Source organism: Roseateles sp. P5_E1 (assembly GCF_054049335.1).
In genome coordinates this window covers 131,002-151,054 of record NZ_JBFUMN010000002.1, presented here as the reverse complement: position 1 = coordinate 151,054, position 20,053 = coordinate 131,002, and the positions used below count along the sequence as shown (strand labels likewise).

Below are 20,053 nucleotides of genomic sequence, written 5' to 3'. Positions count from 1 at the left end.
CTATCTCTTGAAGAGGTCCAGGATGGACTTCTTCTCGTCCTCGGTCGCCGCGCCAGGTACCGCCGCGGGTTCGCTGGACAGTTCACGCACGCCGTTGCCGGTTGTGTATTCCTCGTAGAACCACTCGCCATTGACGTTGACGATGCCTTCCGGCGGCGTGATTTCGTCGACGGGCTTGTTCTTCAGCGCAAAGCCCATGTACTCGATCCAGACCGGCAGGCTCAAGCCTCCGCCCGTCTCGCGGTCGCCGAGCTTGCGCGGCTGGTCATAGCCAATCCAGACGATGGCGACGAGATCCTTCTGGTAGCCGGCGAACCAGGCATCCATCGAATCATTGGTCGTGCCGGTCTTGCCATAGATGTCGGGACGCTTCAGCGTCGCCTGGGCGCGGGCTGCGGTGCCGCTGCGCGTGACCTCCTGCAGCAGGCTGCTCATCAGGAAGGCGTTGCGTGGCTCGATGGCGCGGGTGTCGTCGGTCAGCGTGACGGGCAGGGCTTCGTAGAGCAACCGGCCCTTGTTGTCGGTGATCCTGGCGATGAGCTGCGGGCTGACGCGATAGCCGCCGTTGGCGAACACCGCATAGCCCTGGGCCATCTGCATGGGCGTCACCGAGCCGGCGCCCAGGGCCATGGTCAGATAGGCGGGGTGCTTCTCGGCCTCGAAGCCGAAGCGCGTGATCCAGTCCTGCGCGTAGCGCACGCCGATGGAGTGCAGCACGCGAATGGAGACCATGTTCTTGGATTTGGCCAGCGCCGTGCGCAGCGGCATCGGGCCTTCGAACTTGCCGTCGTAGTTCTTGGGCTCCCAGGGCTGGCTGCCGGTCGTGCCGGCGTCGAAGAACAGCGGCGCATCGTTGACGATGGTGGCCGGCGTGAAGCCCTTCTCCAGCGCCGCCGAGTAGATGAAGGGCTTGAAGCTCGAACCCGGTTGACGCCAGGCCTGGGTCACATGGTTGAACTTGTTCTTGTTGTAGTCGAAGCCGCCGACCATGGCGTGCACCTGGCCGGTCTTCGGGTCCAGGGACACGAAGGCGCCCTCGACCTCGGGCAGTTGGGTGACGGTCCACTCGCCGCCGTCCTTCTGCTTGGCGCCCTTGACGACGCGGATGACGGCGCCTCGGCGGATGCGGGTCTTGGGATTGCCCTTGTCGGACAGGCCGGAGGTGGCAGGCTTGAGACCTTCGCCGATGATGGCGATCACGTCGCCGCTTTGCAGCACCGCCGTCACCTTCTTGGGATCGGCCTCCAGCACGACGGCGGCAAGCAGCTCGTCATTGGCAGGGTGGTCGGCCAGCACCAGCGCGATGCGCGCGTCCAGTTCCTTGGCGTCGCTCGGCAGATCGGCATAGGCCTCGGGGCCGCGGTAGACCTGGCGCTTCTCGTAGTCGAGGATGCCACGGCGCAGCGCGCGGTAGGCCGTGTTCTGCTCGGCGCTGTTCAGCGTCAGATAGACGTTCAGCCCCCGCGAATAGGCTTCGTCGCCATACTGGCTGAAGATCAGCTGGCGCGCCGCCTCGGCGACGAACTCGGCATGCGATACCGACTCCTGCACCGGGCGGATGCGCAGCTTCTCGGCCTTGGCTTCGTCCCGCTGCTCCTCGGTGATGTAGCCCGTCTCATACATCCGCTCGATGATGTATTGCTGACGGATGTTCGCGCGGCGCGGGTTGTTGATGGGGTTGTAGGCCGACGGCGCCTTGGGCAGGCCGGCCAGCATCGCAGCCTCGGCGATGCTGAGCTTGTCCAACGTCTTGCCGAAGTAGATCTCGCTGGCTGCCGCGAAGCCATGCGCGCGGTGGCCCAGGAAGATCTGGTTCATGTAGATCTCGAGGATCTTTTCCTTGGACAGCGCCGACTCGATCTTCAGCGCCAGCAGAATCTCGTAGATCTTGCGCGTGAAGGTCTTTTCCGTGGACAGGTAGAAGTTGCGCGCCACCTGCATCGTGATGGTTGACGCGCCCTGGCTGCGCGACTCGCCCACGTTGGCCAAGCCCGCGCGGATGATGCCCAGGTAGTCGACGCCGCCATGCTGATAGAAGCGTGCGTCCTCGATGGCCAGCACGGCCTCCTGCATGACCTTGGGAATCTCGCGGATTGGCAGGTAGTTGCGGCGCTCCTCGCCAAACTCGCCCAGCAGCACACCGTCAGTGGACAGCACGCGCATGGGCAGCTTGGGTCGATAGTCCGTCAGACCACTGATGTCGGGCAGGTTGGGATAGGCCAGGGCCAGACCCAAGGCCAGCAGCAGGCACACGGCCGCGATGCCGCCTGCCACGACGCCCAGAGCCCACAAGGCCCAGCGACCGAGGCGGGAGCTCAGGCCGGAGAGGGGACGGGAGGTGGGTGTGCCGGCGGGCGAAGGACTGGGTGCAGCAGAGCGGGGCTTGTCGATCATGAGCCGGCAGGGCGCACCCGCGGGCGCGTTGGGAGGAGGCGGCGGATTATAGGAAGCGCCGCCTCGGCATCCTTGTATACCCGCGCACGCATCAAACCGTGTGCCAAACGACCGCTTCACATGTGTTTTTCAGTAGCTTGCAAGTTGGTTGAATCGTGTATGTTTAGCAACGTGGCGTTACCAGCTCGCGCCGAATTTCCGTTCGGCGTCAACGGCTTTGCTGCTAGCATTCAAGTAACTTATTAATAGTCCGATACGTAACTCGCGTGTCGGGAACAAAGGGCATGGGAATACTTGACGCACTTTTGGGTCGCAAGCACCCCCCCCTGATTGGCCTGGATATCAGTTCATCCAGCGTCAAGCTGGTGGAGCTGAGCCAGACCAAGAGCGGTGAATTCGTGCTCGAGCGTTTTGCCAGCGAGCCCTTCGAGAAGGGCTGGATTGCTGACGGCCAGATCGAGAAGTTCGACGAGGTAGCCGACGCGGTCCGCCGTGTCGTTGCGCGCAGCGGCAGCAGGACCCGCGACGCCGCCCTGGCCATGCCGCAGTCGGCCGTCATCACCAAGAAGATCATGTTGCCCGCCGGCTTGCGCGAGGAAGAACTCGAATTGCAGGTCGAGGCCGAGGCCAACCAGTACATCCCGTTCTCGCTGGACGAGGTCAGCCTGGACTTCTGCGTCATCGGCCCCAGCCCCACGTCGGTGGGTGATGTCGAGGTGCTGATCGCCGCCTCGCGCAAGGATCGCGTGCAGGACCGCCAGGGCCTAGCTGAAGCGGCAGGCCTGCGTCCCGTGGTGCTGGACATTGAGTCCCACGCCTCGCGCATGGCCATGGGCCGCCTCATTGCCGCCTTGCCCAACGAAGGCAAAGACGCGCTCGTGGCGCTGTTCGAGATCGGCGCCGACACCACCAGCCTCAAGGTGCTGCGCGACGACGAGCTGCTCTACGACCGGGACCAGTCTTTTGGCGGATCCCAGCTGACACAGCTCATCTCAAGGCAGTACGGTTTCTCCTTCGAAGAGGCCGAGCAGAAGAAGCTCGCCAACGAACTGCCCGAGGATTACGAGAGCAGCGTGCTCAACCCCTTCGTCGACAGCCTGTCTCAGGAAATCGGTCGGGCGCTGCAGTATTTCTTCACCAGCACGCCGCATCACAAGGTGCACTACGTGATGCTGGCCGGCGGCACGGCCACTCTGCCCGGTCTGAAGGAGCGAGTGACGGACCTGACGGGCTTCGCCTGCATGGTGGTCAATCCCTTCGAGAACATGGCCATGGGCTCGGCCGTGCGCGAGCCCAAGCTGCGTCGTGAGGCGCCGTCCTATCTGACCGCCTGCGGCCTCGCGATGCGGAGGTTCTTCCAGTGATCCTGATCAACCTGCTGCCTTACCGCGAAGAGCGGCGCAAGCGGCGCAAGGCTGCCTTCTTCGCCGGCCTGGGCTTTGCTGGCCTGGTGGGCGCCGGCCTTATCGTGGCGGCCTATCTGATGCTGCAGTTCCTGACTGCGGAACAACAGTCGCACAACCAGTACATTCAGGGGCAGATCACGCTGCTCGAAGCCCAGATCAAGGACATCGCCGACCTGAAGGCCGAGATCGAGTCGTTGAAGGCGCGCCAGCGCGCCGTCGAGGACCTGCAGACCGATCGCAACACGCCGGTGCAACTGCTCAATGATCTGGCCCGGCTCGCGCCCGAAGGCATCTATCTGACGGCCATCAAGCAGGACGCTAAGCTCGTCACCATCAGCGGCATTGCCCAGACGAACGAGCGCGTGTCCGAGTTCCTGCGCAATGTGTCGCGCAGCTCGGAATGGCTGGAGAAGCCCGATCTCATCGAAGTCAAGCTGGCCAATGTCACGACCAACACGCGTGATCAGCGGCGCCTGCTGGACTTCTCGATGAAGGTCTCGATCAAGACCCCGCCGCGCGAGGCTGCGCCGGGTGCCGCAGCGCCGAAGAAGAGCTGATCGTCCATGGCCACCTCCACATCCAAGTTCGACCTGAACGCCTGGTTCGCCGATGTTGCGAGCCAGTTCCAGGGCCTCAATCCCAAGGAGCCCGGCCAGTGGCCGCTGCTGCCCAAGCTCGCAGCCTCGCTGGTCGTGATGCTGGCCGTTGCCATCGCCGGCTATGTCTTCGTGCTGTCCGACGTACAGGCGGGCCTGGAGGCAGAGCGCGACCGTGAACCGCAGCTGCGCCAGGACTATCACAACAAGCTGGGCCAGGCCGTCAACCTGCCCGAACTGCGCAAGCAGAAGAGCCAGGTCGAGGAATACGTGACCCAGCTTGAGAAGCAGTTGCCCGGCAAGGCGGAAATCGATTCCCTGCTGTCCGACATCAGCAGCGCCGGCGTCGGGCGCGGCCTGCAGTTTGAGCTGTTCCGGCCCGGCCAGGTGCTGATCAAGGACTACTACGCCGAGTTGCCGATCGCGGTCAAGGTGTCGGGCCGCTATCACGACATCGGCGCCTTCGCGGCCGACGTGTCGAATCTGTCGCGCATCGTCACCTTGCACAACCTCGCGGTCGTCGCGCCCAGCGGCCCGCGCGACGCGAACGGCCCCCTCAGCATGGAGGCCACGGCGCGCACCTATCGCTACCTGGACGCCACTGAAGTCGCCGAGCAGAAGAAGGCCGCGACCAAGACGGCGGGAGGCAAGAAATGAAGCGCCTGCTGATGCCCCTCGCCGTGCTGCTGCCGCTGGCCGGTTGCGGCAGCGACATGGATGAGCTGCGCCAATGGATGGAGCAGGAGCGCAAGGAAGCCAAGACCACCGTCACGCCGCTGCTGCCACCCAAGAAATTCCTGCCCCAGCCGTATGAGTCGGCGGCCGGCGTGGATCCCTACAGCCCGCAGAAGCTCAGCGTCGCGATCAAGCAGGAAGCCGCTCAGCCGAATTCCCTGCTGACGGCCGAGATCAGCCGTCGCAAGGAGCCGCTGGAAGCCTATCCGCTGGACGGCATGGCCATGGTGGGCAGCCTGACGCGCGACAACCGTCGCTATGCGCTGTTGCGCGTCGACAACCTGTTGTATCAAGTCAAGGCCGGGGACTACCTCGGCCAGAACTTCGGCCGCATCACCAAGATCAGCGAGACCGAGATCACGTTGCGAGAAGTCGTCCAGGACGCTGCGGGCGAGTGGATCGAGCGCACCAGTACCCTCCAGCTACAGGAGAAGGGACGATGAACAAGACACCGCAGGAGAATAAGTCGATGGGCCGTGGCTGGTTGGTGGGATTCGCACTCACGTTGCTGGCCGCGCCGGCGGCTTGGGCACAGACGCAGATACGCTCGATCAACACCAGCCAGCAGGCGGGTGTGGAGGTCGTGCGGATCGAACTGAGCGAGCCCTTGCCGGCCCTGCCGACCGGCTTCACGATCCAGGCGCCGCCGCGCATCGCCATCGATCTGCCGGGCGTCACGAACGGCATCGGTCGCAACCAGATCGAGATCAACCAGGGAAATCTGCGCTCGGCCAATGTGGCACAGGCGGGTGAACGCTCCCGCATCGTGCTGAACCTGCGTCATGCCTCGGGCTACACGGCCAAGCTAGAGGGCAGCGCCCTGGTCATCGTGCTCGACCCGACGCCTGCGCAACCTTTGCCCCAGGCCCAGGCTGCCGGCGAACCGGTCCATTTCGCACAAAGCCTGAACGCCGCACCCCAGCCGCTGCGCGACATCGACTTCCGTCGCGGCGCGGACGATGCGGGCCGTGTCATCGTCAACCTGCCCAGCAACCAGGTCGGCGTCGACATCCAGCAGCAGGGCCACAGCCTGGTGGTCGAGTTCCTGCGTTCCAGCCTGCCGGAGAACCTGCGTCGCAAGATCGACGTGGTCGATTTCGGCACCCCTGTGCAAACCATCACCACGAGCCAGATCGGTGATCGGGTGCGCATGCTGGTCGAACCCAAGGGCAACTGGGAACACAGCGCCTACCAGAGCGATAACCAGTTCGTCCTGGAGGTCAGGCCGCAGAAGATCGATCCGAACAAACTGACCCAGGGGCCCGGCTACGCGGGTGACAAGCTGTCGCTGAACTTCCAGAACATCGAAGTCCGGGCACTGCTGCAGGTCATTGCCGACTTCACCAACTTCAACGTCGTCACCAGCGACACCGTGACCGGCAGTGTCACGCTGCGCCTGAAGGACGTGCCCTGGGATCAGGCGCTGGACATCATCATGCAGGCCAAGGGCCTGGGCCTGAGGAAGTCCGGCAACGTGTTGTGGATCGCGCCCAAGGAAGAGCTCGCCACCAAGGAGAGGCTGGACCTTGAAGCCAAGGCCGCCATCGCTCAGCTCGAACCGCTGCGAACCCAGTCCTTCCAGCTGAACTATGTGAAGGCCGAGGACCTTGCCAAGGGCTTGACGGGTCAGAGCATCACGTCTGGCAGTGGCGGCTCCGGCGGCAGCAGTGGCAGTGGCAGTGGTACCCGCATCCTTTCGACGCGCGGCAGTGTCATCTTCGAGCCTCGCACCAACCAGCTCTTCGTCTCGGACGTCCCGAGCAAGCTCGAAGAGATCCAGGCCATGATCGCCAAGATCGACATCCCGGTGCGCCAGGTGTTGATCGAGGCGCGCATCGTCGAAGCCAACGACAAGTTCGGGCGCTCGCTGGGCGTCAAGCTCGGCGCCAACGACCTGCGCGGGCAGCAGGGGGGCATACCGGGCTATAGCGTCGGTGGCGGCAACTACGTAACCATTGGCGGCAACTACAACGGCATCGGCTCGCAGACCAACCAAGGGGTCACGGCCAATTACAACAACACCCAGTTCGTCAACCTGCCGGCGAACGTGTCTTCTGACGCATTCAGCGGTGGCACGGCGACCCAGGTCGCGCTGTCTCTGTTCAGTGCCACCGCCAACCGCTTCCTGAACCTTGAGTTGTCGGCGCTTGAATCTGACGGCAAGGGCAAGGTCGTGTCCAGCCCGCGCGTCATCACGGCCGACCAGGTCAAGGCCCTCATCGAGCAGGGCGAGGAGCTGCCCTATCAGGTGGCCACCGCGAGCGGCGCCACCTCGGTGCAGTTCCGCAAGGCCAACCTCAAGCTGGAGGTCACGCCGCAGATCACGCCTGAAGGCAGCGTCATCCTGAACGTGGACGTCAACAAGGACAGCCGCGGTACGTTGACGCCCCAGGGTTATGCGATCAATACCAAGCATGTTCAGACACAGGTGCTGGTCGAAAACGGCGGTACGGTCGTCATCGGCGGCATCTACACCCAGGACGAAGGCGAGACCGTCAACAAGGTACCGCTACTGGGCGATGTGCCTTTCCTGGGCAACCTGTTCAAGAACAAGACCCGAACGACCTCCAAGACCGAGCTGTTGATCTTCCTGACGCCCAAGGTCGTCAGTGAGCGGTCGACGGTGCGCTGAGGATTCACMGAATTGACGATGTGTCAGCTGCGCTGGCTACACACGGGAGTGAGCAGAGATGTTGAAGTTTGATGTTTGGAGCCGGACTGCGGTTCGCGCGTTGTTGGGTGGTGTGATCGCCGCCGCCCTCACGGCCTGTGGCGGTGGTGGTGGTAGCGCGGGCACGCCGGTCTTCGATCCCCCGGCATCCACCCCGTCGGGCGCGGCGAGCGCCGTGGCGGCCGACCTCGTCGTCGTGCTGAACAAGTCCACGTTGACGAACGCGGGGTCCGACTCCATCACGGCGACGGTGACGTCCATCGACACCAACCGCGCCGCGGTTGGTAACGTGCCGGTCACGGTTTCCGTCAATGCCAATGCAGTGGTATCGACAAGTAACGCGACAGCGACCAACGCCAGCGGCCAGCTGACGGCCACGATCACCCAGGGCTCGGACACATCAGTTCGCCCCGTGACCCTGACCGTGAGCTCGGGCACTATTACGCGAGCGGTGACCTTCAATGTCGTCCAGCAGTCTTCGACCAACAATCCTCAGGCCAATGACCTGACGCTGACGCTGAGCGCGAGCAATATCAATAACTCGGGCAGCGCAACGATCACCGCCACGGCTACGGCAGTGGACGGCAATAGAAACGCTTTGCTGGGCATTCCCGTGCAGCTGTCGGTGACAGACCCCAGCGCCTTCCTCATCGCGCCCTCCAGCACTACAAATGCCAGTGGACAGGTGACGGGTACGGTCAACATCGGTCAGGATCGCTCGAATCGCACCATCACAGTCGTTGCGACAAGCGGCAACTTGACGCGCACCGCTGCGTTCCAGGTCATTGGGGCAAACTTCTCGCAAGCCAGCCCGGTGCCGGCCGTTGCGACGGTGGGCGCTGCCGGTACCGTCCAGTACACGCTGTCTGACGTGAACAGCAATCCGATGCCGGGCGTGACTATCAATGTCAGCGGCAACGGCGTGACCAGTGCCACGGGGACGACGGACTTGAATGGCGCCTATACGTTCACTTACACCACACCCAACGCCCCGGGGACCAATCTGGCGATCAAGGCGGTAGCGGGCGGGCGCGAGTCTCTCGTGACGATTCCCATCGCGGGCGGCAGCACGACGGTGCCAGTGGCTGGCTCCACGCCTGTCGCGACGGCACTGAATCTGTCTGCCGATGTCGTCACAGTCAACACGTCCACCACCAACAACCAGGTGACCGTCAGTGCCATCTTCCGCGATGGCAGCAACGCGCCCATCTCCAACGTCCGCGTGTTGTTCGCAGCAGCGGGCGACAATGGGACCGGCAAGATCGGCTCTGGGACAAACTCCGTTCTGTCGGATGCTTCGGGTACCGCCTCGACGACCTATGCCCCTGGCGCCGTCAGCAGCCCGACGAACGGCGTGACTATTCAAGCCTGCTGGAAAGTCAGCGACTTCGCGCCCGGCGCCACGGCTGGCAGTTGCGTGGCTGCGGGCGGCCAGTTGCTGACCACGACGCTGACCATCGTGTCGAATCCGGTGTCGATCTCGATCGGCACGGACAACACGGTCGGTGAGGGTGGCGCCGGTCTGACCTATGTGAAAAAGTACGTCGTGCTCGTTGTGGATTCAGCTGGCAATCCCAAGGCCGATGTTCAGATCACGCCGTCGTTGGATCTTGGAAGCTATTCGAAGGGGCTTTGGGAATACAACACCGCGAAGAGGCGCTGGGAGCTGACACCTCAAGGTGACTACGCGGCCGTCATTGATGCCGGGGATTACGTCAAGGGCGCGCTCAACGCCATTTGTCCCAACGAGGATTTGAATCGGAACGGTGTCGTCGACGGCGGCGAGGACGTGAATGGCAACAAGCAGTTGGATCCCCGCAAGTCCGATGTCGCAATCACGCTGGTGGGCGCTACCAAGACGGATGCAAACGGCGTCGCTGTGCTTCAGCTCGAGTACCCGAAGAGTCTGGGTACCTGGGTCGACTACAAGATCACGGTCACTGCTGCGGGTGTTCTCAGCCCGCCTGCTTACTACCCGATTGGTGTGCCGGTGTCCCTGCCGTCCAAGTCGTACTCCGCACTTGTGGCTCAGGGTGTCGCTCAGGGCCAGACCTACGCGGCAAGCGTCGTTGACTACCTGTACACCTACACACAACTGCCGGTTTCTGCAGCAGACCTTACCAGCGAAACGCCGCCAGCGTTCGCGGTCAGCCCTTATGGCACCAGCAGCAGCTGCGCCAGCCCGAAGTGATGTGATTGCCCTCGTGGGCATGCCCGGCGGTGGCAAGTCCACCGTCGGCAAACAACTGGCACGCCAAATTGGCGTGCCTTTTGTCGATTCGGACCATGAAATCGAGCAGCGCATCGGCGGCAGCATCAAGCTGTTCTTCGAGCGCCATGGTGAGGACGCTTTTCGGGACCTTGAGACCGAGGTCATCGCCGAGCTGATCGCACGTCCCGGCGACCGCGTGCTGGCCACCGGCGGCGGCGCGGTGCTGAGAGAGCGCAATCGCGAACTGCTGCATGGCGGTACGACGGTGCTCTACCTTCGCGCCACGCCCGAGGACCTGTTCCGGCGTCTGCGCCATGACACGACGCGGCCGCTGCTACAGGTGCGCGACCCGCTGGCCAAGCTGCGCGAACTCCACCACCAGCGCGACCCGCTCTACCGCCGCTGCGCGCACTATGTGCTGGAAAGCGCGCGACCTTCGGTGCATGCCCTCGTCAACATGGCGCTGATGCAGCTGGAGCTGGCGGGCCTGCTGGACCCGACTCGCGTCGCGGCCACCGTGGGGGCCGAACCGCTTTGACGGCGCCTTGACGGGAGGCGGAGGGCCGCTTGCGAGGTGCCTCTTACACTTGGCTGCATGCCTGCCACCGATACCGTCCGCATTCAGCTCCCTGACGACCGCAACTACGAGATCCGCATCGGTTCAGGCCTGCTGGACGCGCCTGCCAGCTGGCAGCAACTGCCCAAGGCAGCGACGGCTGTCATTGTCAGCAACGAGACCGTGGCGCCGCTGTACGCCGCTCGCCTGCGTGAACGCCTGCTGGCGGTCTACGGTCGCGTCGATCTGGTCGTATTGTCGGATGGCGAGCAACACAAGGATTGGGACAGCCTGAACCGCATCTGCGACCACCTGCTCGGCCAGGCCCTGGACCGCAAGACCGTGTTGTTCGCGCTGGGCGGCGGCGTTATCGGTGACATGACCGGTTTCGCGGCGGCCATCTACATGCGCGGCGTGCCCTTCGTACAGGTGCCCACCACTTTGCTGGCTCAGGTCGACTCGTCGGTGGGCGGCAAGACGGCGATCAACCATCCGTTGGGCAAGAACATGCTCGGCGCCTTCTACCAGCCCGCGCGCGTCATCGCCGACCTGGACACCCTGGACAGCCTGCCGGACCGCGAATTGCGCGCTGGCCTGGCCGAGGTGATCAAGTACGGCCCGATCGCTGACGCCGGTTTCCTGTGCTGGATCGAGGACAACCTCGACGCGATGCTGGCGCGTGACAAGGCCGTGCTCGGCTATGCGGTGCGGCGCAGTTGCGAGATCAAGGCCGACGTGGTGGGCCAGGACGAGCGCGAGCAGGGCCTGCGCGCCATCCTGAACTTCGGCCACACCATCGGCCATGCCATCGAAGCGGGCCTCGGCTATGGTGCGTGGCTGCATGGCGAAGCCGTCGCCTGCGGCATGGTGCTGGCGGCCGACCTGTCGCAGCGCATGGGGCTGATGCCGGCCGGCTTCGTCGAGCGCCTGCGCAGCCTGATCGAGAGGGCGGGGCTGCCGGTGCAACCACCCAAGCTGGGCGCCGAACGCTATCTGTCGCTGATGCGCGTGGACAAGAAGGCCGAGGCGGGTGAGATCCGCTTCGTCCTCATCGAGGCGCTCGGCCGAGCCGGCCTGCACTCGGTGCCAGACGCACGCATCTTGGAAACACTGGCAGCGTACGGAGCGGCCTGAGATGTCGACGCCGCGTCCGGCCTACGCCGCTGACCCGGCGCGCAGCCGCGGCCGCCGCCTGCCCGAGCCAGCCGCACCCACGCGCAGCGAATTTCAGCGCGACCGCGACCGCATCATCCACAGCACGGCGTTTCGCCGCCTCGTCTACAAGACCCAGGTCTTCCTCAACCACGAGGGCGATCTGTTCCGCACGCGGCTGACACATTCTCTGGAAGTGGCCCAGCTCGGCCGGTCCATCGCACGCAGCCTGGGCCTGGACGAAGACCTGGTCGAGGCCGTGGCCCTGGCCCATGACCTCGGTCACACGCCGTTCGGCCATGCGGGCCAGGACGTGCTGGACGAGTGCATGCGCGCCCATGGCGGCTTCGAGCACAACCTGCAATCACTGCGTGTCGTCGATCAACTGGAGCAGCGCTATCCGGATTTCGACGGCCTCAACCTGTGCTTCGAGACGCGCGAGGGCATCCTCAAGCACTGCTCGCGACGGCATGCCGAACTCATCGAGGCCGTTGAACCTGACGGCATCGCGACCCGCTTCCTGCATGGCGGCCAGCCCAGCCTGGAGGCCCAGCTCTGCAATCTGGCCGACGAGGTGGCCTACAACGCGCACGACGTTGACGATGGCGTGCGCTCGGGCCTGATCGAGCTGGAGCAACTGCTGGATGTCGAGCTGGTGCGGGAGCATTGGCGGGCGTCGCTGGATGCGCATCCGGGCCTGGCCGGCAAGCGCCTGCTGTTCGAGACCATCCGCCGCATGCTGTCGGCTCAGGTCTACGACATCATCGACGCCACGCGTGCGGCGCTGGACGAAGCGGCACCCAGCGACGTCGATGCTGTGCGCCGGGCTGAAAAGCCCTTGCTGCGCTTCAGCCCGGAGATGCGCATCAAGAGCACGGCGCTCAAGCGCTTCCTCTTCGCCAACCTCTACCGCCACCCGCAGGTGCAATCCACGCGCAGCCGCGCCGAGCAGGTGCTGCGCGACCTCTTTGCGGCCTATTCGTCCGATGCGACGCAGATGCCGGCGGACTTCGCCGAGCGCGCCGATCGTGAACGAGCCTGTGCTGACTACATTGCCGGCATGACCGACCGGTTCGCCATTCGCGAGCATCAGCGGTTGACGGGCAAGACGCTTTTCTGACGTCACTCCACAAAATGGGGTCGGAGTTGATTATTCTGACTGCTCCTGCCGAGGCCGTTGTGCCGACAAGGATGCATTCATGGCCCGTCTACCTCGATTGATCCTGCCGGGTCAGCCTCACCACGTCATCCTGCGCGGCAACAACCGCCAGGCCATCTTCTTCAGCGATCACGACCGCCAGCAGATGCTGGTCACATTGACCGAGGTCGCGGCTCAGTATGGGGTGGCCGTCCATGCCTACGTGCTGATGGACAACCACCTTCACCTGCTGCTGACGCCGCCCGCTGCGGACGCTCTCAGTCGCATGATGCAAGCGCTCGGCCGCCGCTACGTGGCCTGGTTCAACACCCGTCATCAGCGCAGCGGCACGCTCTGGGAAGGTCGGTTCAGGGCGGGCTTGGTCGAGGGCGAACGGCATCTGCTGGCCTGCATCCGCTACATCGAATTGAATCCGGTGCGTGCAGGGCTGTGCCAGGACGCGGCGCAATGGCCCTGGTCCAGCGCCGCTCACCACCTCGGCCTGAACCGCAGCGCGCTGGTCACGGAGCATGAACTGTATTGGTCACTGGGCAACACACCCTTCGAGCGCGAGCATGCCTATCGCGAGTTGATGGACCAGGGTGTCACCCTGCAGGAGCAAGCGCAGTTCACTGAGGCCGTGTTGCGGGGGCGGCCAGTGGGCGGCGCAACATTCCTGAAGGCGCTGGGCGACACCCACCCGAAAGTCGCACTCAAACGGCCGCGCGGACGGCCGCGCAAAACGCCACTGGCATCGTCGGAAACCAAGCCAACCGGAGTGGCGTGACTATGGCCCCATTTATTTAACTTCACCACGTCGATGGGGAATTAATTGACTCTGACCCTAATTTAATCAAGTTGCCGCAAATGCTGCACTGCATTACGCTCCCGCCCTGTTGTGTTCCAGGAGGGCGCCATGAGCCACGCCGCGCAGATTCAAGCCGAGATCCAAGACCTAGCCGAGCACGGGCTCTACCGGCCGGGCAATGAGAAAGACGCCTGCGGCCTCGGGTTCGTGGCACACATCAAAGGCCACAAGGCGCACCACATCGTCCAGCAGGGCCTGAAGATCCTCGAGAACCTGGACCACCGCGGTGCAGTGGGTGCCGACAAGCTGATGGGCGACGGTGCCGGCATCCTGATCCAGATCCCGGACGAGTACTACCGCGCCGAGATGGCCAAGCAGGGCATCAACCTGCCGCCGCCCGGCGAGTACGGCGTCGGCATGATCTTCCTGCCCAAGGAAGCTGCCTCCCGCCTGGCCTGCGAACAGGAATTGGCCCGTGCCATCAAGGCCGAAGGCCAGGTGCTGATCGGCTGGCGCGACGTGCCGGTGGACCGTGACATGCCCATGTCGCCCACGGTGCGCGAGAAGGAGCCGGTGATCCGCCAGATCTTCATCGGCCGTGGCACTGACATCATCGTCCCCGACGCGCTGGAGCGGAAGCTCTACGTCATCCGCAAGACGGCCTCCAGCGCCATCCAGGCGCTCAAGCTCACGCACAGCCGCGAGTACTACGTGCCCAGCATGAGTTGCCGCACGGTCATCTACAAGGGCCTGCTGCTGGCCGACCAGGTCGGCAAGTACTACCTGGACCTGGCCGACCCGCGCGTCGTGTCCGCTATAGCCCTGGTGCACCAGCGCTTCTCCACCAACACCTTCCCCGAGTGGCCGCTGGCCCACCCCTACCGCATGGTCTGCCACAACGGCGAGATCAACACGGTCAAGGGCAACTTCAACTGGATGCGCGCCCGCGAAGGCGTCATGAAGTCGCCCGTGCTGGGCGACGACCTGAAGAAGCTCTATCCCATCAGCTTCGAGCACCAGTCCGACACGGCCACCTTCGACAACGCCATCGAGCTGCTGACGATGAGCGGCTACCCGCTCGCCCATGCCGCCATGATGATGATCCCGGAAGCGTGGGAGCAGCACGAGGGCATGGACGAACGCCGCCGTGCCTTCTACGAATACCACGCCGCCATGATGGAGCCGTGGGACGGCCCCGCCGCGATGGCCTTCACCGACGGCCGCCAGGTCTGTGCCGCGCTGGACAGAAACGGTCTGCGGCCTGCTCGTTATTGCATCACCGACGACGACCTCGTCGTCATGGCCTCCGAGTCCGGCGTGCTGCCCATCCCCGAGGCCAAGATCGTCAAGAAGTGGCGCCTGCAGCCCGGCAAGATGTTCCTCATCGACCTGGAGCAGGGCCGCATCGTCGACGACGAGGAACTGAAGAACCAGTTCGCCAACGCACGCCCCTACCGCCAGTGGATCGAGAACGTTCGCGTCAAGCTGGACGACATCGCCGTGCCCGACACGGCCCGCCCCGGCTTCACGACGACGTTGCTGGACCGCCAGCAGGCCTTCGGCACCACGCAGGAAGACATCAAGTTCCTGCTCGCCCCCATGGCCGCCAATGGCGAGGAGGGCATCGGCTCCATGGGCAACGACTCGCCGCTCGCGGTGCTGTCGGGCAAGAACAAGCCGCTCTACAACTACTTCAAGCAGCTCTTCGCCCAGGTCACGAACCCGCCGATCGACCCGATCCGCGAGAACATCGTGATGTCGCTGAACAGCTTCATCGGCCCCAAGCCGAACCTGCTGGACATCAACGCCATCAACCCGCCGATGCGCCTGGAAGTCAGCCAGCCCATCCTGGACTTCGACGACATGGCGCGCCTGCGCGGCATCGAGAAGCCCACCAACGGCAAGTTCAAGCCCAGTGAGCTGGACATCACCTACCCGCGTGACTGGGGCCGCGCCGGCGTGGAAGCGCAGCTCGCCTCGCTGTGCGCTTCGGCGGTTGACGCCATCAAGACCGGTCACAACATCCTCATCATCACGGACCGCCATCTGAGCCAGGACCGCATCGCGATTCCCGCGCTGCTGGCCCTGTCCGCCGTCCACCACCACCTGGTGCGTGAAGGCCTGCGCACGACGGCCGGCCTGGTCGTCGAGACCGGCACCGCCCGCGAGGTGCACCACTTCGCCGTGCTGGCCGGCTATGGCGCCGAAGCCGTCCACCCCTACCTCGCGCTGGAAACGCTCGAGGCCATGAAGGACGAGCTGCCGCCCAAGCTGACCGCCGAGCAGGCCCGCTACAACTACATCAAGGCCGTCGGCAAGGGTCTGTCCAAGATCATGTCCAAGATGGGCATCTCGACCTACATGTCCTACTGCGGCGCGCAGATCTTCGAGGCCATCGGCCTGAAGCCGGACTTCGTCGAGAAGTACTTCCGCGGCACCGCCACGCAGGTGGGCGGCATCGGCGTGTTCGAGGTGGCCGAGGAGGCCATCCGCATGCATGAGGCGGCCTTCAGCGACGACCCGCTGCTGGACAGCATGCTGGAGACCGGCGGCGAATACGCCTGGCGCACCCGTGGCGAAGAGCATATGTGGACGCCCGACGCCATCGCCAAGCTGCAGCACGCGGCGCGCTCGGGCAAGTTCGAGACCTACAAGGACTACGCTCAGCTCATCAACGATCAGAGCAAGCGCCACATGACGCTGCGCGGCCTGTTCGAGTTCAAGTTCGACCCGACCAAGGCCGTGCCGCTGGAAGAGGTCGAGTCGGCTGCCGACATCGTCAAGCGCTTCGCCACCGGTGCCATGTCGCTGGGCTCCATCTCCACCGAGGCCCACGCCACGCTGGCCGTGGCGATGAACCGCATCGGCGGCAAGAGCAACACGGGTGAGGGCGGCGAAGACCCGGCCCGCTACCGCAACGAGCTCAAGGGCATCAAGATCACCGCTGGTACCAAGATCAGTGACGTGATCGACGGCAAGGTCATCGCCGTCGACTACGAGCTGAAGGAAAACGACAGCCTGCGCTCCAAGATCAAGCAGGTGGCCTCGGGCCGCTTCGGCGTGACGACCGAGTACCTGGTCAGCGCCGACCAGATCCAGATCAAGATGGCCCAGGGCGCCAAGCCCGGCGAGGGCGGCCAGCTGCCCGGCGGCAAGGTGTCCGAGTACATCGGCATGCTGCGCCACTCGGTGCCGGGCGTGGGCCTCATCAGCCCGCCGCCCCACCACGACATCTATTCCATCGAGGACCTGGCCCAGCTCATCCACGACCTGAAGAACGTCAACCCCAAGGCGGACGTGTCGGTCAAGCTGGTGTCCGAAGTGGGCGTGGGCACGGTGGCCACGGGCGTGGCCAAGTGCAAGGCCGACCACATCGTCATCGCCGGCCATGACGGCGGCACGGGCGCGTCGCCATGGAGCTCCATCAAGCACTGCGGCACGCCGTGGGAGCTGGGCCTGGCCGAGGCGCAGCAGACCCTGGTGCTGAACCGCCTGCGCGGCCGCGTGCGCGTGCAGGCCGACGGCCAGATGAAGACCGGCCGCGACGTTGTCATCGGTGCGCTGCTGGGCGCCGACGAGTTCGGCTTCGCCACCGCACCGCTGGTGGCCGAGGGCTGCATCATGATGCGCAAGTGCCACCTGAACACCTGCCCTGTGGGTGTGGCCACGCAGGACCCGGTGCTGCGCAAGAAGTTCACCGGCCGCCCCGAGCACGTCGTCAACTACTTCTTCTTCGTTGCCGAGGAAGCGCGCCAGATCATGGCCCAGCTGGGCGTGCGCAAGTTCGACGAACTGATTGGTCGCAGTGATTGGCTGGACACCAAGAAGGCCGTCTCGCACTGGAAGGCCAAGGGCCTGGACTTCGCCCGCATCTTCCACCGCCCCAACGTCCCGGCCGACGTGGCCCGCATCCACAACGATGTGCAGGACCATGGCCTGGAGCGCGCACTGGACGTCAAGCTGATCGAGAAGTGCCTGCCCGCCTTCGAGAAGGGCGAGAAGGTGCAGTTCATGCAGGAGGTCAGCAACGTGCGCCGCTCGGTGGGTGCACGCCTGTCCGGCGAGCTGATCCGCCGCAAGCCCGAGGGCCTGCCCGACCACACCATCTTCATCCAGATGGAAGGCACCGGCGGCCAGAGCTTCGGCGCCTTCCTGGCGCATGGCATCACCTTCTACCTGATCGGTGACGCCAACGACTACACCGGCAAGGGCATGTCGGGCGGCCGCATCGTCGTGCGCCCCAGCATCGACTTCCGCGGCGACGCGACCAAGAACATCATCGTCGGCAACACCGCGCTGTATGGCGCGACGCGCGGCGAGGCCTTCTTCCGTGGCGTCGCCGGCGAGCGCTTCGCGGTGCGCCTGTCGGGCGCCACGGCCGTCGTCGAGGGCACGGGCGACCATGGCTGCGAGTACATGACCGGCGGCACCGTGGCTGTGCTCGGCAAGACCGGCCGCAACTTCGCAGCCGGCATGAGCGGCGGCATCGCCTACGTGTTTGATGAGGACGGCCACTTCGCCAAGCGCTGCAACACCAGCATGGTGTCGCTGGAGAAGCTCGCTACGGCGCAGGAGCAGGAAGCCAGCGTCGACAAGGCCATCTGGCACCGCACCAAGGGTGTCGACGGCGTGGACCGCGAGGCCCAGACCGACGAGGCCATCCTGAAGAAGCTGCTGGAAGACCACCACCGCTGGACCGGCAGCCAGCGCGCCCGCGACATCCTCGACCACTGGGCCGAGTCGCGCGGCAAGTTCATCAAGGTGTTCCCGAACGAATACCGCCGCGCGCTGGGCGAGATCAACGCCGCCAAGGAAGCCGCACAAACCATCGCTCAGGCCAAGGCGCCTGAAGCCGTCACCGCCAAGGCCTGAGGAGAGGGAGCATGGGAAAAGTCACCGGCTTCATGGAATACGAGCGTCTGGAAGAGGGCTACGAGCCCGCGCCCGCCCGCGTCAAGAACTACAAGGAATTCGTCATCGGCCTGAACGTCGAGCAGGCCAAGCAGCAGGGCGCGCGCTGCATGGACTGCGGCACGCCGTTCTGCAACAGCGGCTGCCCGGTCAACAACGTCATCCCGGACTTCAACGACCTGGTCTACAAGGGCCGGCCGGAGGACTGGAAGAACGCCATCGTCGTGCTGCACAGCACCAACAACTTCCCCGAGTTCACCGGCCGCATCTGCCCCGCGCCCTGCGAGGCGGCCTGCACGCTGAACGTCAATGACGACGCGGTGGGCATCAAGTCCATCGAGCACGCCATCATTGACCGCGCCTGGGCCGAGGGCTGGGTCACGGCCCAGCCGGCCAAGGTGCGGACCGGCAAGAAGGTGGCCGTCGTTGGCGCCGGCCCGGCCGGTCTCGCGGCGGCGCAGCAGCTGGCCCGCGTCGGCCATAGCGTCACCGTCTTCGAGAAGAACGACCGAGTCGGCGGCCTGCTGCGCTACGGCATCCCGGACTTCAAGATGGAGAAGTCCCACATCGACCGCCGCGTCGAGCAGATGAAGGCCGAGGGCGTCGAGTTCCGCACCGGCGTGATGGTCGCCGCCCTGCCCGAAGGCAGCAAGGTCACCAACTGGGCCAAGGAAACGATCAGCGCCGGCGAGCTGAAGAGCCAGTTCGACGCCATCGTGCTGACCGGCGGCGCCGAGCAGTCGCGCGACCTGCCCGTGCCGGGCCGGGAGCTGTCCGGCGTGCACTTCGCGATGGAATTCCTGCCGCAGCAGAACAAGATCAACGCCGGCGACAAGCTGAAGAACCAGTTGCGCGCCGACGGCAAGCACGTCATCGTCATCGGTGGCGGCGACACCGGCAGCGATTGCGTCGGAACGAGCAACCGCCACGGCGCCAAGAGCGTCACGCAGTTCGAGCTGTTGCCCCAGCCGCCCGAAGTGGAAGACCGCCCGCTGACCTGGCCCTACTGGCCGATCAAGCTGCGCACCTCGTCCAGCCATGAAGAAGGTTGCGAGCGCGAGTTCGCCATCGCCACCAAGGAATTCATCGGTGAGAAGGGCAAGCTGACCGGCGTCAAGACCGTGCGCCTGCAGTGGCAGGGCGGCAAGATGACGGAGGTCGAAGGCAGCGAGCAGATCCTCAAGGCCGACATGGCCTTCCTGGCGATGGGCTTCGTGTCGCCGGTCGCCACCATCCTTGAGGCCTTCGGTGTCGACAAGGATGCGCGCGGCAACGGCAAGGCCTCGACCGAAGGTGCCAGCGCCTACAAGACCAATGTCGACAAGGTCTTCGCCGCCGGCGACATGCGCCGCGGCCAGAGCCTGGTGGTGTGGGCCATCCGCGAAGGCCGCCAGGCCGCGCGTGCGGTGGATGAATACCTGATGGGTTCGACGACGCTGCCGCGCTGACAGCGCCCCTGGGCCCACATGCAACA

The 20,053-nt window shown here is 64.8% G+C and carries 13 protein-coding genes; 12 read left to right on the top strand and 1 reads right to left on the bottom strand.

Features of this window, described 5'->3' with window-relative positions; translation table 11 throughout:
* The gene (locus ACXJKJ_RS03335; protein WP_082532974.1) at positions 1-2,394 is read right to left on the bottom strand and encodes a penicillin-binding protein 1A; all 2,394 of its coding nucleotides are present in this window, start codon (positions 2,392-2,394) and stop codon (positions 1-3) included.
* Positions 2,395-2,678: 284 nt separating this feature from the next.
* Here ACXJKJ_RS03335 and ACXJKJ_RS03330 point away from each other — a divergent pair, with 284 nt between their 5' ends.
* From ACXJKJ_RS03330 to ACXJKJ_RS03275, 12 genes are all read left to right on the top strand, one after another.
* A complete protein-coding gene (locus ACXJKJ_RS03330; protein WP_056203284.1) occupies positions 2,679-3,758 on the top strand; it encodes a pilus assembly protein PilM in 1,080 nt (359 codons plus the stop codon).
* The gene (locus ACXJKJ_RS03325) at positions 3,755-4,357 is read left to right on the top strand and encodes a PilN domain-containing protein (protein WP_457389100.1); all 603 of its coding nucleotides are present in this window, start codon (positions 3,755-3,757) and stop codon (positions 4,355-4,357) included. Before ACXJKJ_RS03330 ends, ACXJKJ_RS03325 begins: the two co-directional genes overlap by 4 nt.
* A 6-nt stretch (positions 4,358-4,363) precedes the next feature.
* Positions 4,364-5,053 carry a type 4a pilus biogenesis protein PilO gene (locus ACXJKJ_RS03320; RefSeq protein WP_457389099.1) on the top strand — a complete coding sequence of 230 codons (690 nt, stop codon included), beginning with the start codon at positions 4,364-4,366 and terminating at the stop codon, positions 5,051-5,053.
* A complete protein-coding gene (locus tag ACXJKJ_RS03315; RefSeq protein ID WP_057296912.1) occupies positions 5,050-5,574 on the top strand; it encodes a pilus assembly protein PilP in 525 nt (174 codons plus the stop codon). Before ACXJKJ_RS03320 ends, ACXJKJ_RS03315 begins: the two co-directional genes overlap by 4 nt.
* The gene (gene pilQ / locus ACXJKJ_RS03310) at positions 5,571-7,763 is read left to right on the top strand and encodes a type IV pilus secretin PilQ (protein ID WP_457389098.1); all 2,193 of its coding nucleotides are present in this window, start codon (positions 5,571-5,573) and stop codon (positions 7,761-7,763) included. Before ACXJKJ_RS03315 ends, pilQ begins: the two co-directional genes overlap by 4 nt.
* A gap of 58 nt (positions 7,764-7,821) precedes the next feature.
* On the top strand, positions 7,822-9,993 hold the full coding sequence (locus ACXJKJ_RS03305; protein ID WP_457389097.1) for a beta strand repeat-containing protein: 2,172 nt from the start codon (positions 7,822-7,824) through the stop codon (positions 9,991-9,993).
* Positions 9,959-10,552 carry a shikimate kinase gene (locus tag ACXJKJ_RS03300; RefSeq protein WP_457389096.1) on the top strand — a complete coding sequence of 198 codons (594 nt, stop codon included), beginning with the start codon at positions 9,959-9,961 and terminating at the stop codon, positions 10,550-10,552. The genes ACXJKJ_RS03305 and ACXJKJ_RS03300 overlap by 35 nt, the downstream gene beginning before the upstream one ends.
* A 57-nt stretch (positions 10,553-10,609) precedes the next feature.
* The gene (aroB, locus tag ACXJKJ_RS03295) at positions 10,610-11,704 is read left to right on the top strand and encodes a 3-dehydroquinate synthase (protein WP_457389095.1); all 1,095 of its coding nucleotides are present in this window, start codon (positions 10,610-10,612) and stop codon (positions 11,702-11,704) included.
* 1 nt (position 11,705) lies between these two features.
* Positions 11,706-12,842 (top strand): deoxyguanosinetriphosphate triphosphohydrolase, encoded by a 1,137-nt coding sequence (locus ACXJKJ_RS03290; RefSeq protein WP_457389094.1) that lies wholly within the window; start codon positions 11,706-11,708, stop codon positions 12,840-12,842.
* 79 nt (positions 12,843-12,921) lie between these two features.
* A complete protein-coding gene (locus ACXJKJ_RS03285; RefSeq protein ID WP_056203306.1) occupies positions 12,922-13,647 on the top strand; it encodes an REP-associated tyrosine transposase in 726 nt (241 codons plus the stop codon).
* Between the two features lie 129 nt (positions 13,648-13,776).
* Positions 13,777-18,540 (top strand): glutamate synthase-related protein, encoded by a 4,764-nt coding sequence (locus ACXJKJ_RS03280; RefSeq protein ID WP_056203634.1) that lies wholly within the window; start codon positions 13,777-13,779, stop codon positions 18,538-18,540.
* Between the two features lie 11 nt (positions 18,541-18,551).
* A complete protein-coding gene (locus ACXJKJ_RS03275; protein ID WP_056203317.1) occupies positions 18,552-20,027 on the top strand; it encodes a glutamate synthase subunit beta in 1,476 nt (491 codons plus the stop codon).
* The last annotated feature ends 26 nt before the right edge of the window (positions 20,028-20,053 follow it).